The organism is Corallococcus sp. Z5C101001, from assembly GCF_007352635.1.
In the GTDB taxonomy this organism is placed as follows: Bacteria; Myxococcota; Myxococcia; order Myxococcales; family Myxococcaceae; genus Corallococcus; species Corallococcus silvisoli.
The window spans coordinates 337,327-360,951 of sequence record NZ_VKLU01000008.1; the positions used below are offsets into that span (position 1 = coordinate 337,327).

The following is a 23,625-nucleotide window of genomic DNA, read 5'->3' on the forward strand; positions in this document are numbered from 1 at the left end:
GCGTGGGCGGCCCGGTTCGACCGGGCTCAAGGTTGCCTCGCCAGGTCAGGCGGGCTTTCAGCAGGAAGTCACATCCATGAGCGAGATGCGGTGGTCCGGACGGTTCGAGGCGGCGATGGGCTCCCTGGCGGCCCGGAGCCACCAGCGGCCCTGGGTGGCGTTGTTCGTGACGCTGGTCCTCACGGGCCTGGGAACGTTCTTCGCGCGCGACCTGCGGCTCAACGCGGACCTGGCGAACCTGTTGCCCAAGTCGTTCCAGTCCGTGCAGGACCTGGAGAAGCTGCGCACGCGCTTCGGCGGCATGGGCAACGTGGTGGTGGCGGGCATCGGCGCGGAGCCGGAGCAGCTCAAGCAGTTCGTGGATGACATGTCGCCGAAGCTGGCGTCGCTGTCGGAGATCCGCTTCGTCAACGCCCAGCGGCCCAGCCAGTTCTTCGAGGAGCACGGCCTCTACTACGTGGACCTGCCGGACCTGAAGACCATCCAGGACCGCATCGACGCGCGGTTCGCGTGGGAGAAGGAGCAGGCCAACCCGCTCTTCGTGCGGCTGGAGGAGTCGCCCCCGCCGTCGTTGGACTTCAGCGACATCGAGAAGAAGTACACCGGCGGCGCGAACATGCGGCTCGCGGGCCAGGGCGGCCTCTACTACCTGGATCCGCAGGAGCGCATGGTGGTGATGCTGCTCAAGGCGAAGGGGTCGTCCGCGGACCTGGGGTACTCCAAGAAGGTGATTTCGCAGGTGGAGGACTACCTGGCGAAGCAGGACCTGTCGAAGTACGGCCCCGGCTTCCACACCGCCATCACCGGCACGTTCAAGAAGAAGATCGACCAGCAGGACGTCATCACCGGCGACCTGGCGCAGGCGTCCACGCTGGCCGCCGTGCTGCTGCTGGCCTACCTCATCTTCCACTTCCGCAGCGCGCTGTCGGTGGCCCTGACCATGGCGCCGGTGTTCGCCGGCCTGGCGTGGACCTACGGCTTCGTGGGCATCGCGTACGGGCAGGTGAACCTGCTCACGGGCTTCCTGGCCGCGGTGCTCGGCGGCCTGGGCGTGGAGCACGGCATCCATCTATTGGGGCGCTGGGGCACGCTGCGCTCGGAGGGGATGACCTCGGAGGAGGCGGTGCGGGAGACGTTCCGGCACACGGGCTTCTCCGCGCTCATCTCCGCGCTGGTGGCGGCGCTCACGTTCCTGAGCCTGTCGTGGTCGGAGTTCAGGGCGTTCCACGAGTTCGGCGTCATCGCGGCGGTGGGCATGATGGTGAGCGTGGCGTCGTACCTGCTCATCCTCCCGGCGCTCCTGGGGCTGGTGTCGCGCTGGGGCTGGGTGCCGCGCGAGCACCAGGGGCAGAACGGGCCCATGGCGCTGCTGGCGCGCTTCCTGCCCCGCCGCTACCGCGCGGTGGCGGTGGGCATTGGCGTGGCGCTGGTGGGGCTCATCAGCCAGGCGTACCGCGTGACGTTCAACTACGACTCCACGAAGCTGGATGACGTGTCGCTGCCGAGCGTGCGGCTGGACCGGCGCATCGACCACATCCTGGGCTATTCGGCGACGCCGGTGGTGGTGTTGACGGACACGGAGGGGATGGAGCGCGAGGTGGTGAACCAGCTCCTGGCGCGCAAGCAGCAGTACGGCAAGGACTCCACCATCGACTTCGTGGGCGCGCTGGAGGACCTGGTGCCCCGGCAGCAGGAGGAGAAGCACGCGCTGCTCCAGTCCATCCACCAGAAGCTGGCGCGCATCGACCCGGAGCGGGTGGGCAAGGACCAGCGGGACAACCTGGTGCGCGCGGTGAGGATGACCGCGGCCAGTCCCTTCACGCGGGAGGACCTGCCGGTGGGGCTGCGCCGCCAGTTCGAGCCGGCGGCGGGCCAGAAGGGCGGCGTGGTGCTGGTCTACGCGAACGTGAGCCTGTCGGACGGCCTGGGCACGCGGCGCTTCACGAAGGAGGTGCGCAACCTCCAGATGCCGGACGGCAGCCAGGTGTCCGCGGCCGGTGAGGCGCTCATCCTGGCGGACATCCTGGACATGGTGTCGTCGGAGGGGCCGCGCATCCTGGCCGCCGCGGTCATCAGCGTGTTCCTGGCGATGTGGCTGACGCTGGGCAGCCTGCGCAACGCGGTCATCTGCATGCTGCCCACGCTCTTGTCCGTCGCGGCGCTGGTGGGCCTGATGGCCATCATGGGGTTGCAGTTCAACTACCTGAACATCGTGGTGCTGCCGGTGCTGGTGGGCACCACCGTGGACGCGGGCGTGCACCTGGTCGAGCGGTTGGGAGAGCCCGGAGCGGACTTCGTCACGGTCTACGCGGAGACGGGGCGCGCCATCTCGGGCGGCCTGCTCACCAGCGCCATCGGCTTCCTGGCGCTGGTGTTCGCCAAGCACCCGGGCCTGAACTCCATTGGCGACCTGGCGAACCTGGGCTTCGCGGTGAACATGGTCATCGTGCTGGTGGGCTTCCCGTCGCTGCTGCTGCTGGTGGACCGCTGGCGCAACAAGCACGGCGCCACGCCGCCGCCCGCGACGGAGGACGGCGAGGCGCCGCACCCCGCTCCGGAGGCGTGAGGCGGACAGGGGTGTGAAGGGCTGGGCCCCGGTGGAAGCCGGGGCCTTATTTTTTTCTGGGGGCCGTGTCGATCCCGTCAGGGGTCGGTCGTCGCCTCGATGAAGCCCTCCACTGGCGCCGACGGCGCCCGAGCGAAAGGATCCGACATGAAGGTCATGGTGATCGTGAAGGCCACGAAGACGAGCGAAGCGGGCGTCATGCCGAGCGAGAAGCTGCTCACCGACATGGGCCGCTTCAACGAGGAGCTGGTCAAGGCGGGCATCATGCTCGAGGGGGACGGCCTGCAGCCGAGCGCGAAGGGCAAGCGCATCCGGTTCTCGGGGGACCAGCGCACCGTCGTCGACGGGCCGTTCGCGGAGACGAAGGAGCTCATCGCGGGCTTCTGGGTGTGGCAGGTCCGGTCCATGGACGAGGCCGTCGAGTGGGCGCGCCGCTGCCCGCATCCGATGCCCGGCGAGGAGGGCGAACTGGAGATCCGTCCCTTCTTCGAGATGGCCGACTTCGGAAAGGAGTTCACCCCCGAGCTGCGCGCGCAGGAGGAGCGCATCCGCCTGGAGATGGAGCGGAGGCAGCCCAAGGCGTAGGGGCCGGGTGGGGCTTCAGGCCGCCTGCTCGGGCACGCCCGTCCAGGCGGCCACGAAGTCCGCCAGTCCCCGCAGCTGCCGGTCGTTCAGCGTCGCCTGCCAGCGCGCGCGGCGCACCGCCCGGTACGCCTCCGGCGCGTCCCAGCCGCGCGCCACCATCACCGCGAGCCCCATCAGCGGCCCCCGGCCCACGCCGTGCTCGCAGTGCGCGTACAGCACGCCGCCCGCGTCCAGCCGGGGCAGCGCCCACCGCACGCCCCGCGACAGCTGCTCCACGGACGGCGGATAGCGGTCCGTCACCGGCAGGCTCAGCAGCTCGATGCCCAGCGCCGCCAGGGCCTCGCGGTCGTCGCGGCGCTCCGCGCGCAGGTCGATGACGCAGGTGATGCCCTGGGCCTTCAGCTCGCCGTAGCGCGCGCGGGGCACGCTGCCGCCCACGTGCAGCCAGCCATTCACCTGGGACACGTTGAGGGCGCGCTTGCCGGGGAGCTTGGTGGTCCACTCCACCCCGCGCGCCACCACCCGCAACACCTGCTTGCGCACGAACCCCCGGACGCCGGGGACATGATGCACGGACCGAAGCAGCGACTCGCTCACGGGGACCCTTCGCCTCCTGCTACTCGCCTTCCAGCGTCACTTCCATCAACCCGTCCACCGGCGCCTTGCCTGGACGCTCCATCACGCCTCGCAGCAGGTACGTCACCGGTGAGCCCACCACCGGCCGCACCAGCCCGCCCAGCATGCCCAGCGACTCCACCGGCGCGCTGCGCTGCAGGAGCGTGGTGCCGCGGAGCGTGAGCGCCGGCTTGCCGTCGCGGTCGGTGAGCTCCGCCCGCCAGGTGCTCTTCTCCTTCTCTCCGGTCCGCGTGAGCGTGAAGGACTCCAGCAGCAGCGCGGGCCCCTTGTCCTCCCAGACGTAGACGGGGGCATAGCCGCCGTCCTGCCCCTCGCGCCCCAGCACCACCGCGTTCTGCGGGCCCTTGAGCGCCCGGAAGCGCACCCAGCGCCGGGCGACCTTCGCGGGCGCCACCGTGCTGCGCGAGTGGTCCACGTACCCGCCGCCCGTCAGCGTCACCGCCTCCGTCTTGGGCACCTGGAGCGTCACCTTCACGGGGCTCGCGCCCAGCAGCACCTCGTGTCGGTAGCGGTCCTTGCCCTGCTCCACCACGGAGCCCTCTGGCGACCACGGCGAGGGCTTGCGCGCGTACTCCAGCTTCACCCGGCCGTTGTCCAGCAGCACCTCCACCGACAGGCCCTCGTCCGTCGCCCGGGCCGTGCATGCGCCCAGGGTGAGGGTGTCGGTGGCCGGCGCGTAGTTCCAGTCCTTCGCGCCCATGCGCGACTGGGGCGCCCAGGTGGGCTTGCCCGGCCGCAGCACCGTGGCGCGGCAGATGCCCGTGCGCGACCCCGGGCCGATGTTCGTCACCGACAGGGTCACCGTCACGTAGGTGCCGTCGTCCGCGTCCGCGACGAACGTGAAGCTCTCCCCGTACCGGTCGCTGGCGTCGAACGACAACCCCAGCACGCCGCCCGCCGCTACCCCCGGCAGCGTCAGCAGGGCCCCCAGGAGGAGGGCCCCCAAGCAGCGGGCACGCGCTTCACGCCGCATGGGGCCGCTGCTCCATGAGCGCTTCCGACGAGCCGTCGTTGAACACGTAGTCGCGCTGCAGGGGCAGGTTCCACGCGAAGTACACGACGCCGCGCACCACCCACCAGCCCAGCGTGTACGCCAGCTGCGGGTGCAGCGTGAGCAGCGCCACGCCGCCCGCGTTGAGCAGCGCGCTCGTCGCGCTCACCAGGGTGTAGCGCGCCAGCTGCGGCGCCACGGCGCCGTGGCTCCGGAAGGTGATGAGCCGGTTGAGGGAGTAGTTCACCACGCCGCCCAGCACGCAGCCCACCACCGTGGCCAGCACCGGCGACAGCCTCGCCCACTCCACCATGCCCAGCACCGCCACGAAGTCCACCGTGGTGGCGATGGCGCCCGCCGCCGCGTTGAAGCCGAACAGCGCCATGCCCGAGCGCGGCTGCGACGGCTTCTTCGGCGTCAGCGCCGCCACCAGCGTGCGGAAGCGCGACACCGCCGTGACGTTGCTCAGGATGGCCACGAACACGAGCCCCGCCACCGCCAGCCAGTGCATGGGGTGCTTCTGCTCCGGCCAGAACAGCGCCTCCAGGATGGGCGACAGCGCCGTGCCCACGCCCAGGAACAGCACCCGCTCCAGCCGCTGCATCGCGCCGTCGCGCACGCTCACGCCCAGGCCTTCTCCCTTGGCGCGCACGTACGGCACCAGCGAGGAGCCCAGCAGCGCCCCCAGCGCGGGCAGCAGCACCCAGGTGTCCCGGTAGTACCAGGCCAGGCCCATCAGCATCGCGGAGTCCACGTAGCGGTCCAGCACGGAGTCCAGCGCCGCGCCCGCGGGGTTGGCCTCCTTGCGGGTGCGCGCCACCCGGCCGTCCATCACGTCCAGCACGCCCGCCAGGAGGAACAGCCAGCCGCCCAGCGCGAAGCGGCCCGCCGCCACCGCCACGCCCGAGGACACCCCGAGCAGGCCGGACAGCATGGACAGCGCGTTGGCCGGCAGCCCCGAGCGCAGCAGCACCCGCCACAGCGGCTGGATGACCCAGAAGAAGTAGTGGCGCAGGAAGAAGCCCACCAGCACCGACTTGCCGCGCGTCAGCGTCTCCGCGTCCCGCGGGATGCCCTTGATGGCGCAGCGGATGCAAAAGAGCACCAGCCCCACCAGGAAGTAGGCGACCGCGAAGAGCGCGGGCGCCAGCGCGGTCCAGATGCGCGCCGAGGGGGACAGGTCTCCACTCAGCCAGGCCAGGACGTTGTCATGCACGGGTGTTTCCTCCAGACGGCAGGGACACGGACGCCACTCCCGGCGCTTCCTGGTCCCGTCGAGCGAATACGGCCCTCACCGCGACGAACGCCACCACGGCCGCGGTGACACCCGCGAGCACGTCGAGCACGTAGTGGTGCGTGAGGTACACAGCGGAAAAGGCGACGAGCAGCGCGAACAAGCTGGTGCCCACCCGCCAGGCGGGCCCCTTGTGCCAGAGGACCAGCACCATCATCAGCGGATAGGCCGCGTGCAGCGACGGCATGGCCCCGAAGACGTTGGGGTTGCGGCCGTAGAAGTTGGCGAAGTAGTGGATGCCGAAGAAGGCGTCGAAGCGCGCGGTGCCCGCGGGACTGGGGAGCGCCGCCAGGTCCGCCACTCCCGGCCCGTACTTCAGCACGTACCAGGGCGGGGCCGCCGGATAGAGGACGTAGATGACCACGCCCATGGCGTTCACCAGGAAGAACGCCCAGCAGAGCTTCTCGAAGCGCGGGTCCTTGATGAAGAAGAACCAGAGGACGACGAGGAAGACCTCGTAGATGTAGGCCGCGTAGGCGAAGCCACACAGCAGGTCCAGCGCGGTGTGGGGGTGGAGCGACCACCACTCCGGCCAGTTCATGCCGCCCGGGGCGGGGAACAGGGCCTTCTCCAGGTTCCACAGGTCGCCGGTGTGGATGGCGCCGCGCACCCCCAGCCACAGCGACTGGCTGTCGAGGATCATCCCGGTGAGCCACAGCGGGAACGCACCGCGGAGGAACCGCCGCGGGCCGGGGCCGGCCCACGCCAGCACCACCAGCAGCAGGTCCGCCGCGATGTGCTCCCACCGGACCCGGCCAGTGGCGACCACCAGCGCGAGGTGGCCCGTCGCCATGACGGTGACGAGCCACTTGAACGCGGAGGGGTTCTTAGCGGGCGAGCGGGAGGTCATCCCCGTAGTAGTCCAGCCCCAGGTGGGTGATGGGCTCTTCGCCCGCGACGACGCGCAGCGTGTTCTTCAGCTTGGTCAGCTGGATGAACAGGTCGTGCTCCACCGGCAGGCCCGGGTGGGCCATGGGGCTCTTGAAGTAGAAGGACATCCACTCCTGGATGCCCCGCCACTCCAGCCGCTTCGCCAGGTCCAGGAACAGCGCGATGTCCAGGACCAGCGGCGCCGCCAGGATGGAGTCGCGGCAGAGGAAGTTGACCTTGATCTGCATCGGGTAGCCCAGCCACCCGGTGATGTCGATGTTGTCCCAACCCTCCTTCGCGTCGCCGCGGGGCGGGTAGTAGTGGATGGACACCTTGTGCGAGTACTTGTTGTACAGCTCCGGGTACAGGTCCGGCTGGAGGATGGTGTCGAGCACGCTCGACTTGGTGACCTCCTTGGCCTTGAAGGCCTGGGGATCATCCAGCACCTCGCCGTCGCGGTTGCCCAGGATGTTGGTGGAGAACCACCCCTCCAGGCCCAGCATGCGCGCCTTGAGCGCCGGCGCGATGACGGTCTTCATCATCGTCTGGCCGCTCTTGAGGTCGCGGCCCGCGACCGGCATGCCCTCCTGCTTCGCCAGCTCCTGCAGCGCCGGCGTGTCCACGCTGGCGTTCGGCGTCGCGTTGGCGAACGGCACGCCTTCCTTGATGGCCGCGTAGGTGTACAGCGCCGTCGGGTTCACGTCCGGGCTGTTGGCGTCCAGCGCCTTCTCGAAGTTGGCCAGCGACTGGAAGGCCTCCGGCAGCGGGCGGAAGGTCTCCACGCTGGAGCACACCACCATCACGGCGCGCTTCGCGTTGAGCTCCTTCTTGAAGTCGCGGATGTCCTGGCGGATGGCCTCGATGCTCTCGCGGTGCGTCTTCGTGGCCTTGATGTGGTTGGCCGCGATGCGCCGCACGAACTCCGGATCATGCACGCCCTGCTTCGGCTTGATGCCCTGCAGGAAGGGCTTCACCTGCTCCAGGTGCTTGTCATTCAGCACGCCGGAGCGCTGGGCCACCTGATAGGCGTCCTCGCTGATGATGTCCCAGGCGCCGAAGACGACGTCCTCCAGGGTGGCCAACGGAACCAGCTCGTTGAGCTTGACGGTGCGACCGTCGGTGCGCTTGCCCAGACGGGCCGTGCCCATCTGCGTGAGCGAGCCAATGGGGGCGCCCTTGCCCTGCCGCGCCAGCTCCACACCCGCCATCAGCGTGGTGGACACAGCGCCCAGGCCCGGGATGAGCACCGCCAGCTTGCCCTCGGGCTTCGCGACCTTCTTCTTGTTCTCCATCGTCCTGATTCCTTCAAAAGGCGGGAAATCGCTCCGCCCCAATGAGCGTCTCCGAGTCCGCCCCATCCGGCGCCGGCAACGCTGCCGGACGGAAGGTGGAAAATCTCGAAAGCGGATGGTTGATACTCTAAACCGTTCGTCACTTCAACGTGATGTGCAGGCGGTCTGCGCTCGTACCACGGCGCCGGTCGGGTGCATGACCCGGGCCGGGCTCCGGCTACAAGCCAGGACGAACGGCGCTGTCAGAGAAACAGCAACTGCGGGACAAAAGTCTCGCCCGCCTCGGCGCGCTCCCTCGAAAGGGTGCTGGGTGGGTCGGGGTGCCACAAGTCCGAGGCTGTCTTGCTTTAGCACACACCCTGACACGCACGTCAGCATTTTAAGAAAGAGCGAAACGCCGGTTGCTGATCAATGGCGGCGGGGGTCGCCCCGGTCGAGCTTCTGGTTGTCACCCGGGTGGTAGCGCGCTCCGGTGAGGACGGCCTTCACGAAGCCGACCAGCTGGACCGCCTTGCTGTTGGGTGTGTCCCAGTACTCGGCCTTCTCGACGGTGACGCGCAGGAGGGCGAGGTTCGGATCATCCAGCCCTTGCGGGAACCAGGCCTTGAGGGTGGGGCTCCACAGCTCCCTGGCCTTGGCCTTGTCGCGGATCAGCTGGCAGCGTCCGCTGATGGACACATACCGGTTCCGGGCGGGGTCTGAGTAGGCGAGCCCGACGTGGTGGTCGTTCTCCAACTCGTCCACTTTGTGGGTGTGGTCGTTGGTGAAGAACCACAGCTCGCCGTCGAAGTCCTGTTCATGGGTCCACATGGGGCGGCTGCGCAGGCTGCCGTCCGTGTCCATGGTGGTCATCATCGCGACCTGGATGCCGTGGATGAGCTTGCCCAGGTGCCGCACCACGTCCTGGGGATTCTTCGTCGTCGTCATGGGCTCGCCTCCTTGGGACTTGAAGCTAGGCAGCGGGGGGACAGGGGACATCGTCGGAACTGACGGGTCGGCGCCAGGGCAGGCAGGCGTGTGATAGGGGGCGTGCCGGGTCCGCTCCCTTGCTCCGTGTCTGGAACGAGGCGTGACGGCCGGGAGTGACACGGATGCTGAAGACCGCGTGGAACGAGTGGAGCCTGAAGGCGCTGCAGCTGGAGACGGCGCTCCTGGCGTTGGAGGAGATCGAGCTGCCGGACGCGATGCACGCGCTCCAGGACGCAGCCCAGCAGAAGCTGCTGGAGCTGGCGCGGGCGTGGCATGAGACGCGACCGGCGAAGGAGCCGCGCCAGTGGAAGCGCGAGGAGGCGGCGGGTGGCACCCCTCGCGACGAGGAGCTGGCCGACCTGGTGAAGGGCTTCCGCGAGGACGGCAAGACGTGGACGCTCTACCGGCTCACCAGCGACAAGAAGGAAGTGGTGGAGACGGTGGTGTCGGAGGGGCGCGCGTGCATGGCCGCGGGCGGGGAGTACTACCTGGGCCAGTGGGACGCGGAGGAGAGCGTGCTGGAGGTGGGGCGCGACGACGAGGCGGGGGAGCCCGGCACCGGGCTGGTGCTGGAGACGGGCGGAGAGCTTCGGTACACGCCCTCGCCCGACCTGGGGGGCTGACGGCTCACGCCTGGAGCAGCTTCACCATCCTCGCCCGGGTCTTCTCGTCCGGGAGGCGCCCCAGGCCCGCCTTCACGTTGTCCTCCAGGTGGGCGGGGTCGGACGTGGCGGGGAGGGGGCAGTTCACGGCGGGGTGGCCCAGGATGAACTTGAGGAAGAACTGGGCCCAGCTGGTGCAGTCGAACTCCGCGGCCCAGTCCGGCAGGGGGCGGCCCTTCATCTTGCGGAAGAGGTTGCCCTTGTCGAAGGGCTCCATCACCAGCACGGCGACGCCGTGCTCCTTCGCGGCGGGCAGCAGGCGCGCTTCGGCGTCGCGCATCGCGAGCGAGTAGGGCAGCTGCACGAAGTCCAGGGCGCTGCTCCGGATGTGGCGCTCCAGGTCGTCGAAGGCGCTGCGCGCGTAGTGGGTGACGCCGATGTAGCGGAGCTTCTTCGCGGCCTTCAGCTCGCGCAGCGCGGGGAGGTGGACGTCCACGTCGACCAGGTTGTGCACCTGCATCAGGTCCATGCGGCCGTGGCCCATCTTCTGGAGGGAGGCCTGCATCTGGGCGGCGCCCTCCGCCTTGCCGCGCGTCCAGACCTTGGTGGCGAGGAAGGGCGTCTTGTCCTGGCCGGACTGCCTCAGGAGCTCGCCCACGACGGCTTCGGAGCGGCCGTACATGGGAGACGAGTCGATGAGGCGCGCGCCCGAGGCGAGGAACGCCTGGAGGACCTGGGCCAGGGGCGCGCGCTCGTTCGCGGCGCCGCCGACGTCGAAGGTCTGCCAGGTGCCGAGGCCGATGACGGGGAGCGCTTCGCCGGACTTGGGGATGGGGCGGGTGAGCATGCGGGGACCGGGGGTGGGGGGCGTCTGGGCGAGCGCGGAGAGGGCGAGCCCCGCCACCAGGACCTCTCGGCGGGACGGGCCCTCCGGGCGTGAGGGATGGGGCGGAGGAGCGGAGCGCACGGGGCAAGCGTAGCGGTCGGAGGCGCTGGATGCCGGGCTTCCTGGGGGGAGGCGGGCAGGTGACAGTTCCGCGAAGCGCCGGTGTTCCCTTCGCCGCGAGGGGCGGTGACGCCCCGGCATGACGGCGAGGCGCCGATTGGCGGCCCCCAATCCCATTCATGCAGGAAGGTCCAGGCGATGAAGCGCAAGGTCGCGGTGTGTGTCGGGGTGATGGTCGCGGTGGCTGCGGGAACGGCCGGAGCCGAGGTGCCCGTGGTGACTGCCGCCCCAGCCGGGACCGCGGTCACGGCGCGGACCGAAGTGGCTCCTGTGAAGGCGGGAGCGTCGCCGGAGGCGGTGGGCGCCTCGGAGCAGCGCGCGGCTCCCGTGAAGGCGGAAGCGTCGCCGGCGGTAGGTGGCGCCACGGATCCTCGTGCGGCGCCCGTGAAGGGTGCGGCCCCCGCGAAGGCGGGAGCGTCGCCGGAGGCGGTGGGCGCCTCGGAGCAGCGCGTGGCTCCAGCGAAGGCGGACGCGTCGCCGGCAGTCGGTGGCGCCACGGATCCTCGCGTGGCTCCCGTGAAGACAGGAGCGTGGCAGGATCCGCACGCCGCGCGCGCGTCGACGGAGGAGGCGGGTGTCCTGGACTCACGCCCTGCTTCCGCGCAAGCGGCGACGCCCCCGGACGCGAGTGGATCCGTGGCTCGGACCGTCGCGGCTCCGGCCAGCGCGTTGTCGCCGGCGCCCCTCGTGGAGGCCACGACGGGCGGTGAGCCGGCGCGCGCCACGGAAACCGCCGTGGCCCAGCAGCGCTCGGAGACGGAGGAGATCCACGTCCCCGCGGTCCTGATGGTGATGCCGCACCTCAGCACGGCCGGCGCGGCCACGGAGCGGGTGGTGACGACGTTCGCGCTGGGCATGCTCGCGACGCATGCGAAGCGGGTGGACGGCCTGGCGATGGCGCTGGGGGCGAACTGGGTGGGCGCGGAGTTGTCCGGCGCGCAGCTCGCGCTCGGGGTCAACGTGGCGCGGGGCGCCGCGTCGGGCGGACAGTTCGCCGTGGGCGCCAACATCGCTACGGGCGATATGGATGGCATCCAGTCCTCGGTCGGCCTCAACGTGGCGCGGGGCGCGGCGCGGGCGGGCCAGTTCGCCGTGGGCGGCAACGTGGTGGGCGGCGCGCTGACGGGTGGGCAGTTCTCGGTGGGCGCGAACATCGCGGGCTCGGGTGGTGTCGGCGGCCAGTTCACGGTGGGCGCGAACATCGCGACCGAGTCACTGAGGGGCATGCAGGCGGCGGTGGGGCTCAACGTGGCCTCGTCGCTCACGGGCCTCCAGGCGTCCTCGGGCCTCAACTACGCGCGCCAACTGGACGGCGCGCAGTTGTCGCTGCTCAACGTGGGCGGGGATGTGTCCGGCGCGCAGGTGGGGCTCGTCAACATCGCGGGGAAGGTGGACGGGCTCCAGCTCGGGTTGATCAACGTGGCCCGTGAGTCCGAGGGCGAGGCCCTGGGCCTCTTGAGCTTCATCGGCAACGGCCAGGCGAACGTGCAGCTGTGGGCCAGCGACATCGCGTACACCAACGTGGCGGTGAAGTTCGGGGGCCGGCACTTCCACACGCTGCTGACGGTGGGCTTCAACCCGGGCACCGACACGCACCGCCGCCGCTACGTGGGGGGCGCGGGCTTTGGCGCGCACATCCCCGCGGGCCCGGTGTTCTTCGACCTGGACGTGATGGGCAGCGCCGTCCATGCCGACAACCTCTTTCGCGAGGGAGACGGCCTGAACGTGCTCGGGCAGCTGCGGCTGGTGGCGGGCTGGCAGGTGGCGAAGCGGTTCGCGCTCATCGGAGGTGTCACCGGCAATACGCTGGTCACCTGGGACAATGGCGACCGGTGGGAGGAGTTGGGTATCGGTCCGCAATGGCGCAGCGTCTCCGATGGGGGCCGCACCACCGTGCGCGTGTGGCCGGGCGTGCTGCTGGGCGTGCAGCTCTAACGCGGCATCCGATTCGAATCGCGGGAGGGACTCATGTGGAAGCGCTTGGGAGTGGCCGTGCTCGCGGCGGGACTGATGTCCGGCTGCTACTTCACCGAAGATCTGCAGGGCAATGGCAACACCATCACGGAGGCGCGGGAGTCCCCTGACTTCCTCGTCGTGGAGAACCGGGGCTCGCTGGACGTGGTGGTGCGCGAGGGCGATGCCGCGGACGTGCGAGTCACCCTGGATGAGAACCTCCAGCACCGCGTGCGCACCTTCGTGTCCTCCGACGGCACGCTCGTCATCGAGACGGACGGCTCGTTCGCGCCGCGGGGGCCCGCGCGGGTGGACATCCAGGTGCCGCGCATGGTGGGCGCGACGCAGGACGGCTCCGGCTCCCTGCGCGTGGAGGGCTTCGAGCGGGTGAAGGAGGACGTGAGGCTGGTGGCGAAGGGCTCTGGCGCGCTGCGCTTCTGCGGCGCGGTGCGCACCCTGGAGGCGAAGCTCAGCGGCTCCGGGAGCATGGAGCTGTGCGCGGCCGGCGAGGGCCTGGCGGAGTGGGTGGACCTCTTCCAGTCCGGCTCCGGCACGCTGGCATGGTCCGGGATGGCGAGGCAGGTGCGCGCCCGCACGGACGGCTCCGGGCGCATGACGCTCACGGGGGCCACCAACCGGCTCGGGGCCCGGCTGGACGGCAGCGGCGGCATCGAGGCCCAGGGGCTCAGGGCCGTGGACGTGGACATCGTGTCGGAGGGGTCGGGGCACGTCGCCGCGTTCGTGGACGGGGGCGGGGTGGTCGTCTCGCTCGACTCGTCGGGCAGCGTGGACCTCTTCGGGCACGCGCTCTCCACCCAGGTGCGGGTCAACGGCAGCGGCCGCGTCATCTGGCACTGACTAGCTTGTCTTCAGCACCCGCGAGGGACGCGGGGGGAAGGCAGGCGGGCCATGGCAGGGACCATGCGGGCGATGGTGCTCCACGCACCGGGGCAACGCTTGCGGCAGGAGGCGCTGCCCATCCCGGAGCCCGGGCCGGAGCAGGTGTTGTTGAAGGTGCACGCCTGCGCCGTGTGCCGCACCGACCTGCACGTGGTGGACGGGGAGTTGCCCCGCCCGAAGCTGCCCCTGGTGCCGGGCCATGAAATCGTGGCCTCGGTGGTGACGGCGGGCGAGCGGGTGCGGGGCTTCTCTCCGGGAGCGCGCGTGGGCGTGCCGTGGCTGGGGTGGACCTGTGGGCACTGCCGCTTCTGTCTCTCGGGGCGGGAGAACCTCTGCGACACGGCGCGCTTCACGGGCTACGACCTCGACGGGGGCTTCGCGGAGTACACCGTCGCGGATGCGCGCTACTGCTTCCCGCTGCCGCCGTCGTACCGCGACGCGGAGGCCGCGCCGCTGATGTGCGCGGGGCTCATCGGCTTCCGCAGCCTGCGCATGGCGGGCGAAGGGCCCCGGCTGGGGCTGTATGGCTTTGGCGCCGCCGCGCACATCCTCATCCAGGTGGCGAAGCACCAGGGACGTCACGTGTATGGCTTCACGCGCGAGGGCGACGCGACGGGACAGACCTTCGCGCGGGAGCTGGGCGCGGTGTGGGCGGGGGGCTCGGAGACGCCGCCGCCGGAGCCCCTGGACGCGGCCATCCTCTTCGCCCCCGTGGGCGCGCTGGTGCCCGCCGCGCTGCGCGCCGTGGACAAGGGCGGCGTGGTGGTGTGCGGCGGCATCCACATGAGCGACATCCCGTCCTTCCCCTATTCGGTGCTGTGGGAGGAGCGGGTGGTGCGCTCGGTGGCGAACCTCACGCGCGCGGACGCGGTGGACTTCCTGGCGCTCGCGCCGCGCGTGCCCGTGCGCACGGAGGTGCGGGTGTTTCCCCTGTCCGCCGCGAACGAGGCGCTCCAGGCCCTGCGCGAAGGGCGCGTGCGCGGGGCGGCGGTGCTGGACCTGACGCGGGCCGACGAGGGCTGACCCGGGGCAGGTGGGGTCGCGCATCCGCTCGTGACGCTCCCCGCCAGAGGCCCAGGTGCTCATCGGCGACGCGGACGTCTTTCTCGTGCGAGGCTGTTTCACCGTGGGTCGCTGACGCGTGCGGACAGGCAATGAGGTCCAGAGCCGTGCCGTAGAAGGGGCATGTCCTTCACCTTGCTCATGGGGGGCTTGCTGCTGGCCACGGCCCCTGTGCCCTCCGCTGCTCCCGTTCCGCCCGCGTCGCATGGGCCCTACCTGGAGCAGCGGCTCACGGGCGCCGCGTATTGCTACGACCCGGACAGCCCCGTGGTGCAGGAGGCCTTCCGCCGACCGAAGCCCACGCCAGAGACGCGCGTGGACAGCGCCGCCCTGGCGGACGACGTGCGCTTCCTGCATCAACTCCTGCGCACCACGTACTCCGGCTGGCCGGAGCTGCTCGCGCATCGCACGTTCGATCCGGATCGCTTCTTCCAGGACTGGAGCGCGAAGGTGGCCGCGTCCGGGCCCACCGTGTCCTTCCAGGACGGCGTGCTCGCGCCGACCATCGCTGTCCGCGAGGCGCTGCCGGACAGCCACTTCGGTCCGCACGGACTGCTGACCCTGCTCCGCGAGGAACCCCGGCTGACGTTCCACGAATACCAAACCGACGCCCCCGCGGGGCTCGAGCTGGAGTCGTGTGACGCGAACAGCGTGCCGGGAGCGCAGGCGGACACGCTGCGGGTGGCGCCGGTGCTGAAGGCGGACGGCTCTCGCGGACAGCGGCTCACCGTGTCCGCGAGAGGCGGCGGGGACACGCGGACGCTGCGGTGTGGAGCGGCGTCCATCCCCCTCGCGGTCCGGCCTCCACGTCCGTCGCGTGTGTACGAGCCGAAGGACATCTACACGTACGAGCCGAAGGGCGACGTGGGCATCATCACGATCCGCCGCTTCTCGGGCCCTCCGGAAGCCGAAGCCGGCCTGCGCCAGTTCGTCGCGGACGCGCCGAAGCACCGCAAGCACAAGCTGTTGGTGTTCGACCTCCGGGGCAACGGCGGCGGCAACAACGGCTACGTGTACGAATGGTTGGACGCGATGGTGCGCGGGCCGTGGTTCGCCTCTGGCGAGGTGTGGATGCACGGCGCGTTCTTCCCGTGCTTCGAGTGGAACACGCGCGTGCAGCGGCAGGCGGTGGATGGACGGCTGGACACGCCGGAGGCGAAGGCGGAGCGTCAGGTGCTCCGCGCGAAGTGGCCCGTGGCGCCAGAGCCGTCGCGTCCCGTGTTCGACAGCGGCCGGGTGGAGGGCCACGCGAAGACGCCGTACACGGGGCGCATCGTGGTGCTGGTGGACCGCGACTCCGTTTCGTCGGGGGAGAGCGGGGCCGAGGCGCTGCACCGCGCCACCGGAGCCCCCATGGTCGGTGAGCGCACGGGCGGATTCCTCACCTACGGCAACGCGCCCAGCTTCGTCCTGCCGCGCACGGGCCTGCCCTGGGTGGTGCCCACCAAGCGCAACTACTTCGACGCTCCGCTGGAGGGAGTGGGACACGCCGTGCAGGTGTACCTGGACGCGGAGGACTTGAGCCGTCCGGTGGTGGAGCTGCTGCCCCGCCTGCGCAAGCTGCCGTGAGGCAATGTGCCCCGATGCGGTGGGGTGCGTGTCCCGTCGTGCCCCGCCACGGCGAGGCCGTTATGGGTATTTCCAGTGGGTTCGAGTTGGCCGGACCCATGCATTGACTTGGATCCACACGGCTCCGGAGGACGGAGCCCCAGCCGAGGCGGACGATGAAGCGCGCACTGCGAATCACCTACCGGGGCATGGAGACGAGCAACACCCTCAACGAGCACATCCGCGACCACGCGGACAAGCTGGAGCAGTTCTTCGACGGCATCACCGGCTGCAACGTGGTGGTGGAGGAGCCGCACCGCCACCACGCGCAGGGCCATCAGTTCCACGTCCGGGTGGAGCTGCACGTGCCGGGCAGGGACATCGTCGCGGACCGCGAGTCGACGCAGCTCGCGACCCACGCGGATGCCTACCAGGCCGTCACCGACGCCTTCGAGGCCGCGCGGCGCCAGCTCCAGCACCACGCGGACCGGCGGCACGAGCACCACCGCTGACGGCGGTGCCCGTGCCTGGCCGCGGACGGGCCGTCAGTGCATGCTGACCGTCGTCCGCAGCAGCGCCAGATAGGTCCAGTCGCGCGTGGGCTCTTCCACGGGCGGGGTGTCGTAGTGGTTCACGTAGCCCGCGACCCCCACGCCCAGGAAGCTCGTCACCCACCAGCGCAGGGACACCGCGCCGCCCGTGGCGCCGCCGGGCACCACGTCCGCGGCGCCACGTCCCAGCCACAGCCGCTCCATGCGCGCGGCGACCTCCAGCGAGCCGGAGGGGATGCCCTCCGAACCCACGCCCGCGAGCGCCTGGGGCCACTGCGCGCCTTCGCGCGGCCTGCCTCGCACCACCCAGGAGGCCTCCACGCCCAGGCCCTGGCTGCGCAGCAGGGGCAGGGACTCGCGCGGCGTGGCCGGGTTGCCATCCGTGTCGCGTGAGCGGTGCTCCCACGCGGCCGCCGCCTGCACGTCCACGCGCACGGGGCCCGCGTCGAGCCGGCCGTGGGCCTCCGTCACCGTGCGGTAGCCGGACACGGGCGGTGGCCGGTAGAAGAGGAAGCCCTGCGGCAGCCGCCCGCCGATGCCGGGCCGGTCGAAGGCGTCCTCCACGTGCGCGCCCGCGCCCACGCGCACGCCGCGGTGGTGCACGTCCAGGCGCACGTCCACGGAGGGCTGGGCGTTGTCATTCCCCAGCGGGCTGCCGGAGCCGTTGCCCAGGCGCAGCCAGCCTTCCAGGGGCAGCGTCGCGGGCGTCCACTGCGCCTCCACGCCCAGGTCGCGGCGGGGCCAGAAGGCCTGCGTCACCAGGGGCAGCTCCGGGATGGGGAGCGTCTCGATGCTCTGGTCGCGCGCGAGCGGGAACAGCGGCGTCTTCGCGTAGCCCAGCGACAGGCGCAGGCCCGTGATGACGAACAGGTCGACGTAGGCGTCGAGGATGTTGGGCTTCTCCTGCGCCCACTCCGCGGTGCCCACGGCGGCGAGCCAGGGCACGGGCTCGCCTCGCGCGCCCAACCGGAAGCGCGCCAGGTTGAACCCGTTGTGGCCTTCGATGTCGTCCGCGTGGACGCGGTAGTCCACCTCGCCCACCAGCGTGGGCGTGATGCGGGGACCCTCCGCGCGCGCGGCCGACGCGGACAGCAGGGCCAGGGTGAGGAACGGAAGGGGGCGCATCATTCGAGCGGGATGATGCGCAGCGTGTGGTTCGTGCCGTCTTCCGGGGTGCCGTCGTGGTCGGCGATGAAGAGGCGCTTGTTCTTCGCGTCGTACGCCAGGCCGTGCGGCTGCTGGAAGCCACCCGCGATCACGCTGACCTCGCCCGACTGCCGGATGCTCAGCACGGTGCCGTCGCGGCTGCCGGTGAGCAGCGTGTCGTTGGGGCCCACGGCCAGCAGGTCCGGGCTGGACAGCGTGGCGAAGGCGACCAACTGCGACGGCGCGGAGAGCGGCGAGCGGTACACCTTGCCCGCGATCTGATCGCTGATGAAGAGCGTGTCCCCCACCGCGAGCACGCCCACGGGCTTCACCAGGGCGCCCACGACCTCCTGCTCGGTGCCCTCCAGGGTGAGCCGGGCCACGCTGCCCACGTTCACGTTGTTGTTGCGCACGAAGTAGCCGTCCAGCAGCTCCCCGTCCTTCGTGACGGTGATGCCGATGCGGCGGCGCTGGGGCGGAAGGTTGGGGATGATGGCGGAGGTGCCATCCGGCCGGACGTAGACGACGTCGCCCGCGGTGCCGCCGCCAAAGCGCACCACCACCAGCGTGCCGTCCGCCAGCCGCGCCAGCGCGCCCAGGCCCGGGCCGTTGGCGGGCGCCGCGGGCAGGTTCGCCACCAGCGAGATGCCCTCGCCGTCGCGGTAGCGCAGCACGCGGTTGTTCTGGTCGTCGGCCATGTAGAGGGTCGCGCTCTCGGCGTCCCACCAGAGGCCGTTGGGGTCGCCATCCACCGCGATGGTCTTGGGGCCCCGCTCGACGGTGGGCTCGTCCGGGGGAACGGACACTTCGGGGGACGACGAGCAACCCACGACCGCCAGCGTCATGCCCACGAGGGCAAGGAAGAGGTTTCGCATGGACACTTTCCATATCCCGGGTTCGGGCATGTTCCGAATGGCTGGCGCGCTGCCGGGCCCCGGACACTTCCCGGGCCCGCGGGGCGGGGAGTCGCGGGGGCTGATGCCAGTAGCGTCGTGCCGGATGGACACGTCCCAGGAGTCGCGCGGCATGAAGGCCCCTTCCCCTCGTGGATGGCTGGTGCTCGCGGGGGCGCTGTGGTTGGGCGGCATCGGCGCCGGAGTCGTGGCGCTGGCCCGATACGCGAGCACCCCTGGGGCCGTGCCCGCGACGGTGGCGATGTGGCCGGAGGGGACGCGGCTCTCACGTCCCCCGGGGCGCCCGGTGCTGGTGATGCTCGCGCACCCGAAATGCGCCTGCACGCGGGCGAGCGTGGCGGAGCTGGAGACGCTGATGGCGCACGTGGGCGGACGCGTGGACGCCTTCGTCCTCTTCCTGCGTCCGGAGGGATTGGAGGACGGCTGGGAGCAGGGGGAGCTGTGGCGTGACGCCGCGCGCATCCCGGGCGTCACGGTGCTGAGAGATCCCGATGGCTCGGAGGCGAAGCACTTCGGCGCGACGACCTCCGGCCATGTCGTGCTCTACGGCGCGGACGGGCACCTTCGCTTCAGCGGGGGCATCACCGTGGCGCGAGGCCACAGGGGTGACAGCCCGGGGCGCGAGGCGCTGGAGCGCGTGCTGCGCGAAGGTGGTGAAGGGGGCGACGCGCCCGTGTATGGCTGCGCGTTGGAGGACCCCCGGACCCGCTGAGGCCCGCCGGTGTCGGCCGGACGGCGGATGGAGAGGAATCGGTGTCTGGCTTTGGACGTCCCCTGGGAAGGAGGGTTGGCGCGGTAGGGCGTGTGGGATTGGCTCCGCGCGCTTTTCGCGCCGTGCCACCTTTTCGCGGGGGAACGCTTCCATGTCGCTCGACCACTACGTCACCTTGGGCCGCTCCGGCCTGCGCGTCAGCCCCTTCTGCCTGGGAGCCATGACGTTCGGCGAGGACCTGGGCTGGGGCAGCAGCGTGCAGACGTCCAACGCCATCATGGACCGCTTCATCGAGCGCGGTGGCAACTTCATCGACACGGCGAACGCGTACACGTTCGGGCACTCGGAGAAGATCATCGGGGACCACCTGGGCAAGGACCCCGCGAAGCGCGACCGGGTGGTCATCGCCACGAAGTTCTTCTCCAACCTCTTCGAGAAGGATCCAAACGGCGGTGGCGCGGGCCGCAAGTCGGTGATGGCGGCGTGCGAGGAGTCGCTGCGCAGGCTCCAGACGGACTACATCGACCTGTACTGGATGCACGCCTGGGACGCGAACACGCCCATCGAGGAGACGATGCAGGCGCTGGACGACCTGGTGCGCTCCGGCAAGGTCCGCTACGTGGGCTTCTCCGACACGCCCGCGTGGAAGGTGGCGCAAGCGCAGGTGATGGCGTCCTTCCGCGGGTGGGCGCCGCTGGTGGCGTTGCAGATCGAGTACTCGCTGCTGGAGCGCACGGTGGAGGGCGAGCTCATCCCCATGGCGCGGGAGCTGGGGATGGGCGTGACGCCGTGGTCTCCGCTGCGCAGCGGGGTGCTCAGCGGCAAGTACACGCGGGAGAACGCGGGCAAGCAGAAGGCGGACCGGGGCGCGTGGGCGGAGGCGTCGCTCAACGAGAAGACCTACAAGCTCATCGACGCGCTCCAGCGCGTGGCGAAGGAGCAGAACTCGACGGTGGCGCGCGTGGCGCTGGCCTGGGTGCAGAGCCGCCCGGGCGTGGCGTCCACCATCCTGGGAGCGCGCACGCTGGAGCAGCTGGACAACAACCTGGGCGCGCTGGACGTGAAGCTCACGCCCGACCAGGTGAAGGTGCTGGATGAGCAGTCCCAGCCCACGTTCAACTTCCCGACGGCCTTCCTCCAGGGCGCGCCGTCATTCATGCACGCGGGCCTGCGCGTGAACGGCGTCCAGGCCCCGCCCTGGCCCATGGCGCCCAAGAAGGGGACGCCGCGCTACTGATCCGGACAGCGGAAAGCCGGGTCCTGTCGGCACATCCGCGCACCGTGTGGAGTGCGGGGCCGTACGTTTCGGCCCTGCTCCCTGAGGAGATGCGCGCGGGAGCGTTCAAGACCCGACGCTCGCGGTAGCGCGAACCCGGGTCGTTCCTACAATCGGCTCCCTGGCGGTCGGGTGGATGGGCGGTCTGGCGCGGTACGGGCGGCGTGGAGGGTGGCGTGAGCGAGCTACTGACGGGCGATGGGCTGTCGCATGCGCGGGTGGGCGGGTCGGACTTCTCCCGAGACCCCGACACCTTCGATGCCGAGCTGGATGCGTGCCTGGAGCGCGCGCTCTTCACCGGCCCCTCCCAGGAGGACACCGACCCCGCGCCGGAGTCCGCCGCGTCCGGCCCCCTGGGCGCGCTGCTCGACCTGGCCTCCACGGAGGCGTCGTGGCTGGAGTCGCTGCTGCCGTCGAACGAAGACGCGGAGCCCGCGCTCACGCTGTCGGCCGAAGCGGCCAACGTCTTCATCCCCGAGTGGCTGCGCGCCGAGGCACCGACGACGTCCACGCGCTGGATGGCCACCTCCCTGCATGAGGCGTCGTGCGGGGCGGTGACGGAGTGGGACGCCGCGCCGCGGTCGAACGCCTGGGCCGCGCCCGGCTCGCCCGCCGAGGCCTACGCGCGGCAGCCGTGGAGCCCCTACGCCGCTCCGGTGGAGCCCGAAGCGCCGCTGCCCGGCTTCGCCGACGCCTCGACGCGCATCCTCGGCATGGGCCCGCTGTCGTTCGTCAGCGCGGTGGCGATGGGCGCGCTCACCGCGGGCCTGCTGGTCGTCGCGGGTCTGCGGTTGACGTCGAACACCGGCTCACACGCGCCCATCACGTCGTCCGCGCCGCGAGCGCTGCTCGCCCCCGTGAGTGCCCCGTCTCTCGCGGGGGCCACGTCTCCGCGATCGCAGGCCGCCTCCACGGGCACGCAGCTCAGCGGGAGCCTCACGCAAGGCACCGCGAGCGTCACGGACGCGCAGGGCCTCTCCGGTACGCAGGTCAGCGGGAGCTTCACGCAAGGCAGTGCCGCGAGCGTCGCGGACGCGCAGGGGCGCTCCGGCACGCAGCCCGCGTCCAGCCTCGCGCAGGCCATCGCGGGCAGCGTGAACACTCCCGCGCTGACGGACGCGCAGCGCGCCGCGCAGGCCCTGACGCCCAACGCGCCCGGACTCGCGGGCCCGGCGAACGCGGGCCTCACCACCGGACTGCGCACGTTGGCCCCGGACACCACGCCGGCCGCACCGACGACGAAGAAGAAGGTCGCCGCGGCCCCTCGCGCCGAGACGCTCGAAGCGCCAGAGGACCGCGGCGAGGTCCGCGAGCTGTCCTTCGGCGGTGAGCTCTCCGCCGAGGAGCTGGCCCAGGCCCGTCAGGCCGCCGAAGAAGCCGAGGCCGAGGAGGCCGCGCAGCCGGAGTCCGAAATCGACGAGGACTTCGCCCGCGAGCTGGGCTTCACCGACGACGCTCAGGCCTCCCAGGTCCGGGCTTCGAAGCAGCCCCAGGAGAAGACCGTCTACATCCCGCCGGCCCCGACCTCCGAGCGCGAGCGCCTGACGCCCGCGGACGTCACCAGCGTCGTCGTCACGAACCAGCCCGCCATCGCCGCCTGCGTCCAGGCCTTCAAGGCAGGCACCGCGCTGGAGCACGGCGGGCGCTTCCAGGTGCGCTGGTCGGTGGACACCTCCGGCGCCGTGTCCGGCGTGGCCATGGAGACGGAGGCCCTGCGCGGCTCCCCGCTCGCGGGCTGCATCGAGGACCAGGTGCGCGGCTGGAAGTTCCCCGTGCACCACGCCGCCCTGGAGGCCCCCGTGCGCTACCCCTTCGTCTTCTAGGCCGCCCGTCCTCCCGCCGGGCACGGACGGAAGGGACTGGACAGGTATAACATCTATGGGTATGTATATACATACCAATGAATGTTGACGTCTTCGAGACCCTGGCCGACCCCACGCGTCGGCGCCTTGTCGAGGCGCTTCGGGGCGGTGAGCTGGCGGTGAACGACCTGGTCGAGCGGGTCGACATCCAGCAGTCCGGTGTCTCGCGGCACCTGCGCATCCTCCAGGAGGCGGGCTTCGTCCAGGTCCGCCCGGAGGGGACGAAGCGGCTGTATTCGCTGCGTCCGGAGCCCTTTCAGCAGCTCGATGCCTGGGTCACCGGGTATCGGAGCCTCTGGGAGGCCCGGCTCGACAGGTTCGGCGAGGCCCTGGAGCGAAGGCGTCGGACACGCAAGGCCCCACCCGAGGAGGAACCCCCATGACGAACGAGACCGAGACCCCGAAGCGCTCCACCTTCACCTTCGAGCGCACCTACACCGCGTCGCTCGACGAGGTCTGGGAGCTGTGGACGACGAAGGATGGCATCGAGTCCTGGTGGGGCCCGGAGGGCTTCTCCGTGAAGGTCCACGAAGTCGCCGCGCGCCCCGAGGGCCTGGTTCGCTACGACATGATCGCCACCGCGCCGGAGCAGATCGCCTTCATGAAGAGGGCGGGCATGCCCCTCTCCAGCCCCGCGCAGTGGACCTTCACGGAGCTGACGCCCCAGCGCCGGCTGGCGTACCGGCACGCGGTGGACTTCATCCCTGGCGTCACGCCGTACACCGTCTCCACCGTGGTGGAGTTTCATCCGCAGGGGAAGGACGTGCGGATGACGGTGACCTCCGACGCGATGCACAGCGAGGAGTGGACGCAGCGGGCGTCCGCTGGGATGCAGAGCCAGCTGGGCAAGCTCACGAAGCGATTCCAGCGCTGAGCGCCCCGGCGGCGCC

General features: G+C 70.9%; 22 protein-coding genes. 13 read left to right on the top strand and 9 right to left on the bottom strand.

Annotation, left to right across the window (positions count from 1 at the left end; genetic code table 11):
* Positions 1-76 precede the first annotated feature (76 nt).
* Positions 77-2,566, top strand: coding sequence for an RND family transporter (locus FOF48_RS19315; protein ID WP_143903771.1), 2,490 nt, complete (start codon positions 77-79; stop codon positions 2,564-2,566).
* Positions 2,567-2,713: 147 nt separating this feature from the next.
* The gene (locus tag FOF48_RS19320) at positions 2,714-3,151 is read left to right on the top strand and encodes a YciI family protein (protein WP_143903773.1); all 438 of its coding nucleotides are present in this window, start codon (positions 2,714-2,716) and stop codon (positions 3,149-3,151) included.
* A 15-nt stretch (positions 3,152-3,166) separates the two neighbouring features.
* Here FOF48_RS19320 and FOF48_RS19325 read toward each other — a convergent pair whose 3' ends face one another.
* From FOF48_RS19325 to FOF48_RS19350, 6 genes are all read right to left on the bottom strand, one after another.
* Complete coding sequence (locus FOF48_RS19325; protein ID WP_143903774.1) at positions 3,167-3,748, bottom strand: dual specificity protein phosphatase family protein; 582 nt, start codon at positions 3,746-3,748, stop codon at positions 3,167-3,169.
* Between the two features lie 19 nt (positions 3,749-3,767).
* Positions 3,768-4,760 carry a hypothetical protein gene (locus FOF48_RS19330; RefSeq protein ID WP_143903776.1) on the bottom strand — a complete coding sequence of 331 codons (993 nt, stop codon included), beginning with the start codon at positions 4,758-4,760 and terminating at the stop codon, positions 3,768-3,770.
* Positions 4,750-5,994, bottom strand: a complete 1,245-nt coding sequence (locus FOF48_RS19335; protein ID WP_143903778.1) for a GtrA family protein — start codon at positions 5,992-5,994, stop codon at positions 4,750-4,752. Before FOF48_RS19335 ends, FOF48_RS19330 begins: the two co-directional genes overlap by 11 nt.
* Complete coding sequence (locus tag FOF48_RS19340; protein WP_143903780.1) at positions 5,987-6,922, bottom strand: phosphatase PAP2 family protein; 936 nt, start codon at positions 6,920-6,922, stop codon at positions 5,987-5,989. Before FOF48_RS19340 ends, FOF48_RS19335 begins: the two co-directional genes overlap by 8 nt.
* Entirely contained in the window at positions 6,900-8,234 is a 1,335-nt protein-coding gene (locus FOF48_RS19345; protein WP_143903782.1) for an inositol-3-phosphate synthase, read from the bottom strand. Before FOF48_RS19345 ends, FOF48_RS19340 begins: the two co-directional genes overlap by 23 nt.
* A 408-nt stretch (positions 8,235-8,642) precedes the next feature.
* Entirely contained in the window at positions 8,643-9,161 is a 519-nt protein-coding gene (locus tag FOF48_RS19350) for a pyridoxamine 5'-phosphate oxidase family protein (RefSeq protein WP_143903784.1), read from the bottom strand.
* A gap of 164 nt (positions 9,162-9,325) precedes the next feature.
* On the opposite strand from FOF48_RS19350, the gene FOF48_RS19355 reads away from it, so the two are divergent.
* The gene (locus FOF48_RS19355) at positions 9,326-9,826 is read left to right on the top strand and encodes a hypothetical protein (protein ID WP_143903786.1); all 501 of its coding nucleotides are present in this window, start codon (positions 9,326-9,328) and stop codon (positions 9,824-9,826) included.
* A 4-nt stretch (positions 9,827-9,830) separates the two neighbouring features.
* On the opposite strand, the gene FOF48_RS19360 is transcribed toward FOF48_RS19355, so the two are convergent.
* Positions 9,831-10,709, bottom strand: coding sequence for an aldo/keto reductase (locus tag FOF48_RS19360; RefSeq protein ID WP_255442394.1), 879 nt, complete (start codon positions 10,707-10,709; stop codon positions 9,831-9,833).
* Between the two features lie 240 nt (positions 10,710-10,949).
* Between FOF48_RS19360 and FOF48_RS19365 the strand changes: the two genes are divergently transcribed.
* The 5 genes from FOF48_RS19365 to FOF48_RS19385 all read left to right on the top strand — a co-directional run bounded on the left by FOF48_RS19365 (position 10,950) and on the right by FOF48_RS19385 (position 16,786).
* Positions 10,950-12,746 carry a hypothetical protein gene (locus tag FOF48_RS19365; protein ID WP_186001979.1) on the top strand — a complete coding sequence of 599 codons (1,797 nt, stop codon included), beginning with the start codon at positions 10,950-10,952 and terminating at the stop codon, positions 12,744-12,746.
* Positions 12,747-12,779: 33 nt separating this feature from the next.
* Positions 12,780-13,622, top strand: coding sequence for a GIN domain-containing protein (locus FOF48_RS19370; protein WP_143903788.1), 843 nt, complete (start codon positions 12,780-12,782; stop codon positions 13,620-13,622).
* A 51-nt stretch (positions 13,623-13,673) separates the two neighbouring features.
* Positions 13,674-14,687, top strand: coding sequence for a zinc-dependent alcohol dehydrogenase family protein (locus FOF48_RS19375; RefSeq protein ID WP_143903790.1), 1,014 nt, complete (start codon positions 13,674-13,676; stop codon positions 14,685-14,687).
* A gap of 162 nt (positions 14,688-14,849) precedes the next feature.
* Positions 14,850-16,295 carry a S41 family peptidase gene (locus FOF48_RS19380; RefSeq protein WP_143903792.1) on the top strand — a complete coding sequence of 482 codons (1,446 nt, stop codon included), beginning with the start codon at positions 14,850-14,852 and terminating at the stop codon, positions 16,293-16,295.
* Positions 16,296-16,450: 155 nt separating this feature from the next.
* Positions 16,451-16,786 (top strand): HPF/RaiA family ribosome-associated protein, encoded by a 336-nt coding sequence (locus tag FOF48_RS19385; protein WP_143903794.1) that lies wholly within the window; start codon positions 16,451-16,453, stop codon positions 16,784-16,786.
* Between the two features lie 33 nt (positions 16,787-16,819).
* On the opposite strand, the gene FOF48_RS19390 is transcribed toward FOF48_RS19385, so the two are convergent.
* Both FOF48_RS19390 and FOF48_RS19395 read right to left on the bottom strand, forming a co-directional pair.
* Positions 16,820-17,953: a hypothetical protein gene (locus tag FOF48_RS19390; RefSeq protein ID WP_143903796.1), complete on the bottom strand. Its 1,134-nt coding sequence runs from the start codon at positions 17,951-17,953 to the stop codon at positions 16,820-16,822.
* Positions 17,950-18,846 carry a hypothetical protein gene (locus FOF48_RS19395; protein ID WP_143903798.1) on the bottom strand — a complete coding sequence of 299 codons (897 nt, stop codon included), beginning with the start codon at positions 18,844-18,846 and terminating at the stop codon, positions 17,950-17,952. The genes FOF48_RS19390 and FOF48_RS19395 overlap by 4 nt, the downstream gene beginning before the upstream one ends.
* Positions 18,847-18,997: 151 nt before the next feature.
* On the opposite strand from FOF48_RS19395, the gene FOF48_RS19400 reads away from it, so the two are divergent.
* From FOF48_RS19400 to FOF48_RS19420, 5 genes are all read left to right on the top strand, one after another.
* The gene (locus tag FOF48_RS19400) at positions 18,998-19,597 is read left to right on the top strand and encodes a RedB protein (protein ID WP_143903800.1); all 600 of its coding nucleotides are present in this window, start codon (positions 18,998-19,000) and stop codon (positions 19,595-19,597) included.
* A gap of 151 nt (positions 19,598-19,748) precedes the next feature.
* Positions 19,749-20,834 carry an aldo/keto reductase gene (locus tag FOF48_RS19405; RefSeq protein ID WP_143903802.1) on the top strand — a complete coding sequence of 362 codons (1,086 nt, stop codon included), beginning with the start codon at positions 19,749-19,751 and terminating at the stop codon, positions 20,832-20,834.
* Between the two features lie 215 nt (positions 20,835-21,049).
* Positions 21,050-22,696 carry an AgmX/PglI C-terminal domain-containing protein gene (locus FOF48_RS19410; RefSeq protein ID WP_143903804.1) on the top strand — a complete coding sequence of 549 codons (1,647 nt, stop codon included), beginning with the start codon at positions 21,050-21,052 and terminating at the stop codon, positions 22,694-22,696.
* 77 nt (positions 22,697-22,773) lie between these two features.
* A complete protein-coding gene (locus FOF48_RS19415) occupies positions 22,774-23,118 on the top strand; it encodes a helix-turn-helix transcriptional regulator (protein ID WP_143903806.1) in 345 nt (114 codons plus the stop codon).
* Positions 23,115-23,609, top strand: coding sequence for an SRPBCC domain-containing protein (locus FOF48_RS19420; protein WP_143903808.1), 495 nt, complete (start codon positions 23,115-23,117; stop codon positions 23,607-23,609). Before FOF48_RS19415 ends, FOF48_RS19420 begins: the two co-directional genes overlap by 4 nt.
* The last annotated feature ends 16 nt before the right edge of the window (positions 23,610-23,625 follow it).

What these genes read in the sequence shown, in the direction of transcription:
- FOF48_RS19330 (WP_143903776.1), bottom strand. Translation starts at nt 4,760, where the DNA reads ATGCGGCGTGAAGCGCGTGCCCGCTGCTTGGGGGCCCTCCTCCTGGGG.
- FOF48_RS19420 (WP_143903808.1), top strand. Translation starts at nt 23,115, where the DNA reads ATGACGAACGAGACCGAGACCCCGAAGCGCTCCACCTTCACCTTCGAG.
- FOF48_RS19400 (WP_143903800.1), top strand. Translation starts at nt 18,998, where the DNA reads ATGAAGGCCCCTTCCCCTCGTGGATGGCTGGTGCTCGCGGGGGCGCTG.
- FOF48_RS19315 (WP_143903771.1), top strand. Translation starts at nt 77, where the DNA reads ATGAGCGAGATGCGGTGGTCCGGACGGTTCGAGGCGGCGATGGGCTCC.
- FOF48_RS19320 (WP_143903773.1), top strand. Translation starts at nt 2,714, where the DNA reads ATGAAGGTCATGGTGATCGTGAAGGCCACGAAGACGAGCGAAGCGGGC.
- FOF48_RS19390 (WP_143903796.1), bottom strand. Translation starts at nt 17,953, where the DNA reads ATGATGCGCCCCCTTCCGTTCCTCACCCTGGCCCTGCTGTCCGCGTCG.
- FOF48_RS19355 (WP_143903786.1), top strand. Translation starts at nt 9,326, where the DNA reads ATGCTGAAGACCGCGTGGAACGAGTGGAGCCTGAAGGCGCTGCAGCTG.
- FOF48_RS19405 (WP_143903802.1), top strand. Translation starts at nt 19,749, where the DNA reads ATGTCGCTCGACCACTACGTCACCTTGGGCCGCTCCGGCCTGCGCGTC.
- FOF48_RS19370 (WP_143903788.1), top strand. Translation starts at nt 12,780, where the DNA reads ATGTGGAAGCGCTTGGGAGTGGCCGTGCTCGCGGCGGGACTGATGTCC.
- FOF48_RS19380 (WP_143903792.1), top strand. Translation starts at nt 14,850, where the DNA reads ATGTCCTTCACCTTGCTCATGGGGGGCTTGCTGCTGGCCACGGCCCCT.
- FOF48_RS19345 (WP_143903782.1), bottom strand. Translation starts at nt 8,234, where the DNA reads ATGGAGAACAAGAAGAAGGTCGCGAAGCCCGAGGGCAAGCTGGCGGTG.
- FOF48_RS19375 (WP_143903790.1), top strand. Translation starts at nt 13,674, where the DNA reads ATGGCAGGGACCATGCGGGCGATGGTGCTCCACGCACCGGGGCAACGC.
- FOF48_RS19415 (WP_143903806.1), top strand. Translation starts at nt 22,774, where the DNA reads ATGAATGTTGACGTCTTCGAGACCCTGGCCGACCCCACGCGTCGGCGC.
- FOF48_RS19395 (WP_143903798.1), bottom strand. Translation starts at nt 18,846, where the DNA reads ATGCGAAACCTCTTCCTTGCCCTCGTGGGCATGACGCTGGCGGTCGTG.
- FOF48_RS19385 (WP_143903794.1), top strand. Translation starts at nt 16,451, where the DNA reads ATGAAGCGCGCACTGCGAATCACCTACCGGGGCATGGAGACGAGCAAC.
- FOF48_RS19350 (WP_143903784.1), bottom strand. Translation starts at nt 9,161, where the DNA reads ATGACGACGACGAAGAATCCCCAGGACGTGGTGCGGCACCTGGGCAAG.
- FOF48_RS19340 (WP_143903780.1), bottom strand. Translation starts at nt 6,922, where the DNA reads ATGACCTCCCGCTCGCCCGCTAAGAACCCCTCCGCGTTCAAGTGGCTC.
- FOF48_RS19365 (WP_186001979.1), top strand. Translation starts at nt 10,950, where the DNA reads ATGAAGCGCAAGGTCGCGGTGTGTGTCGGGGTGATGGTCGCGGTGGCT.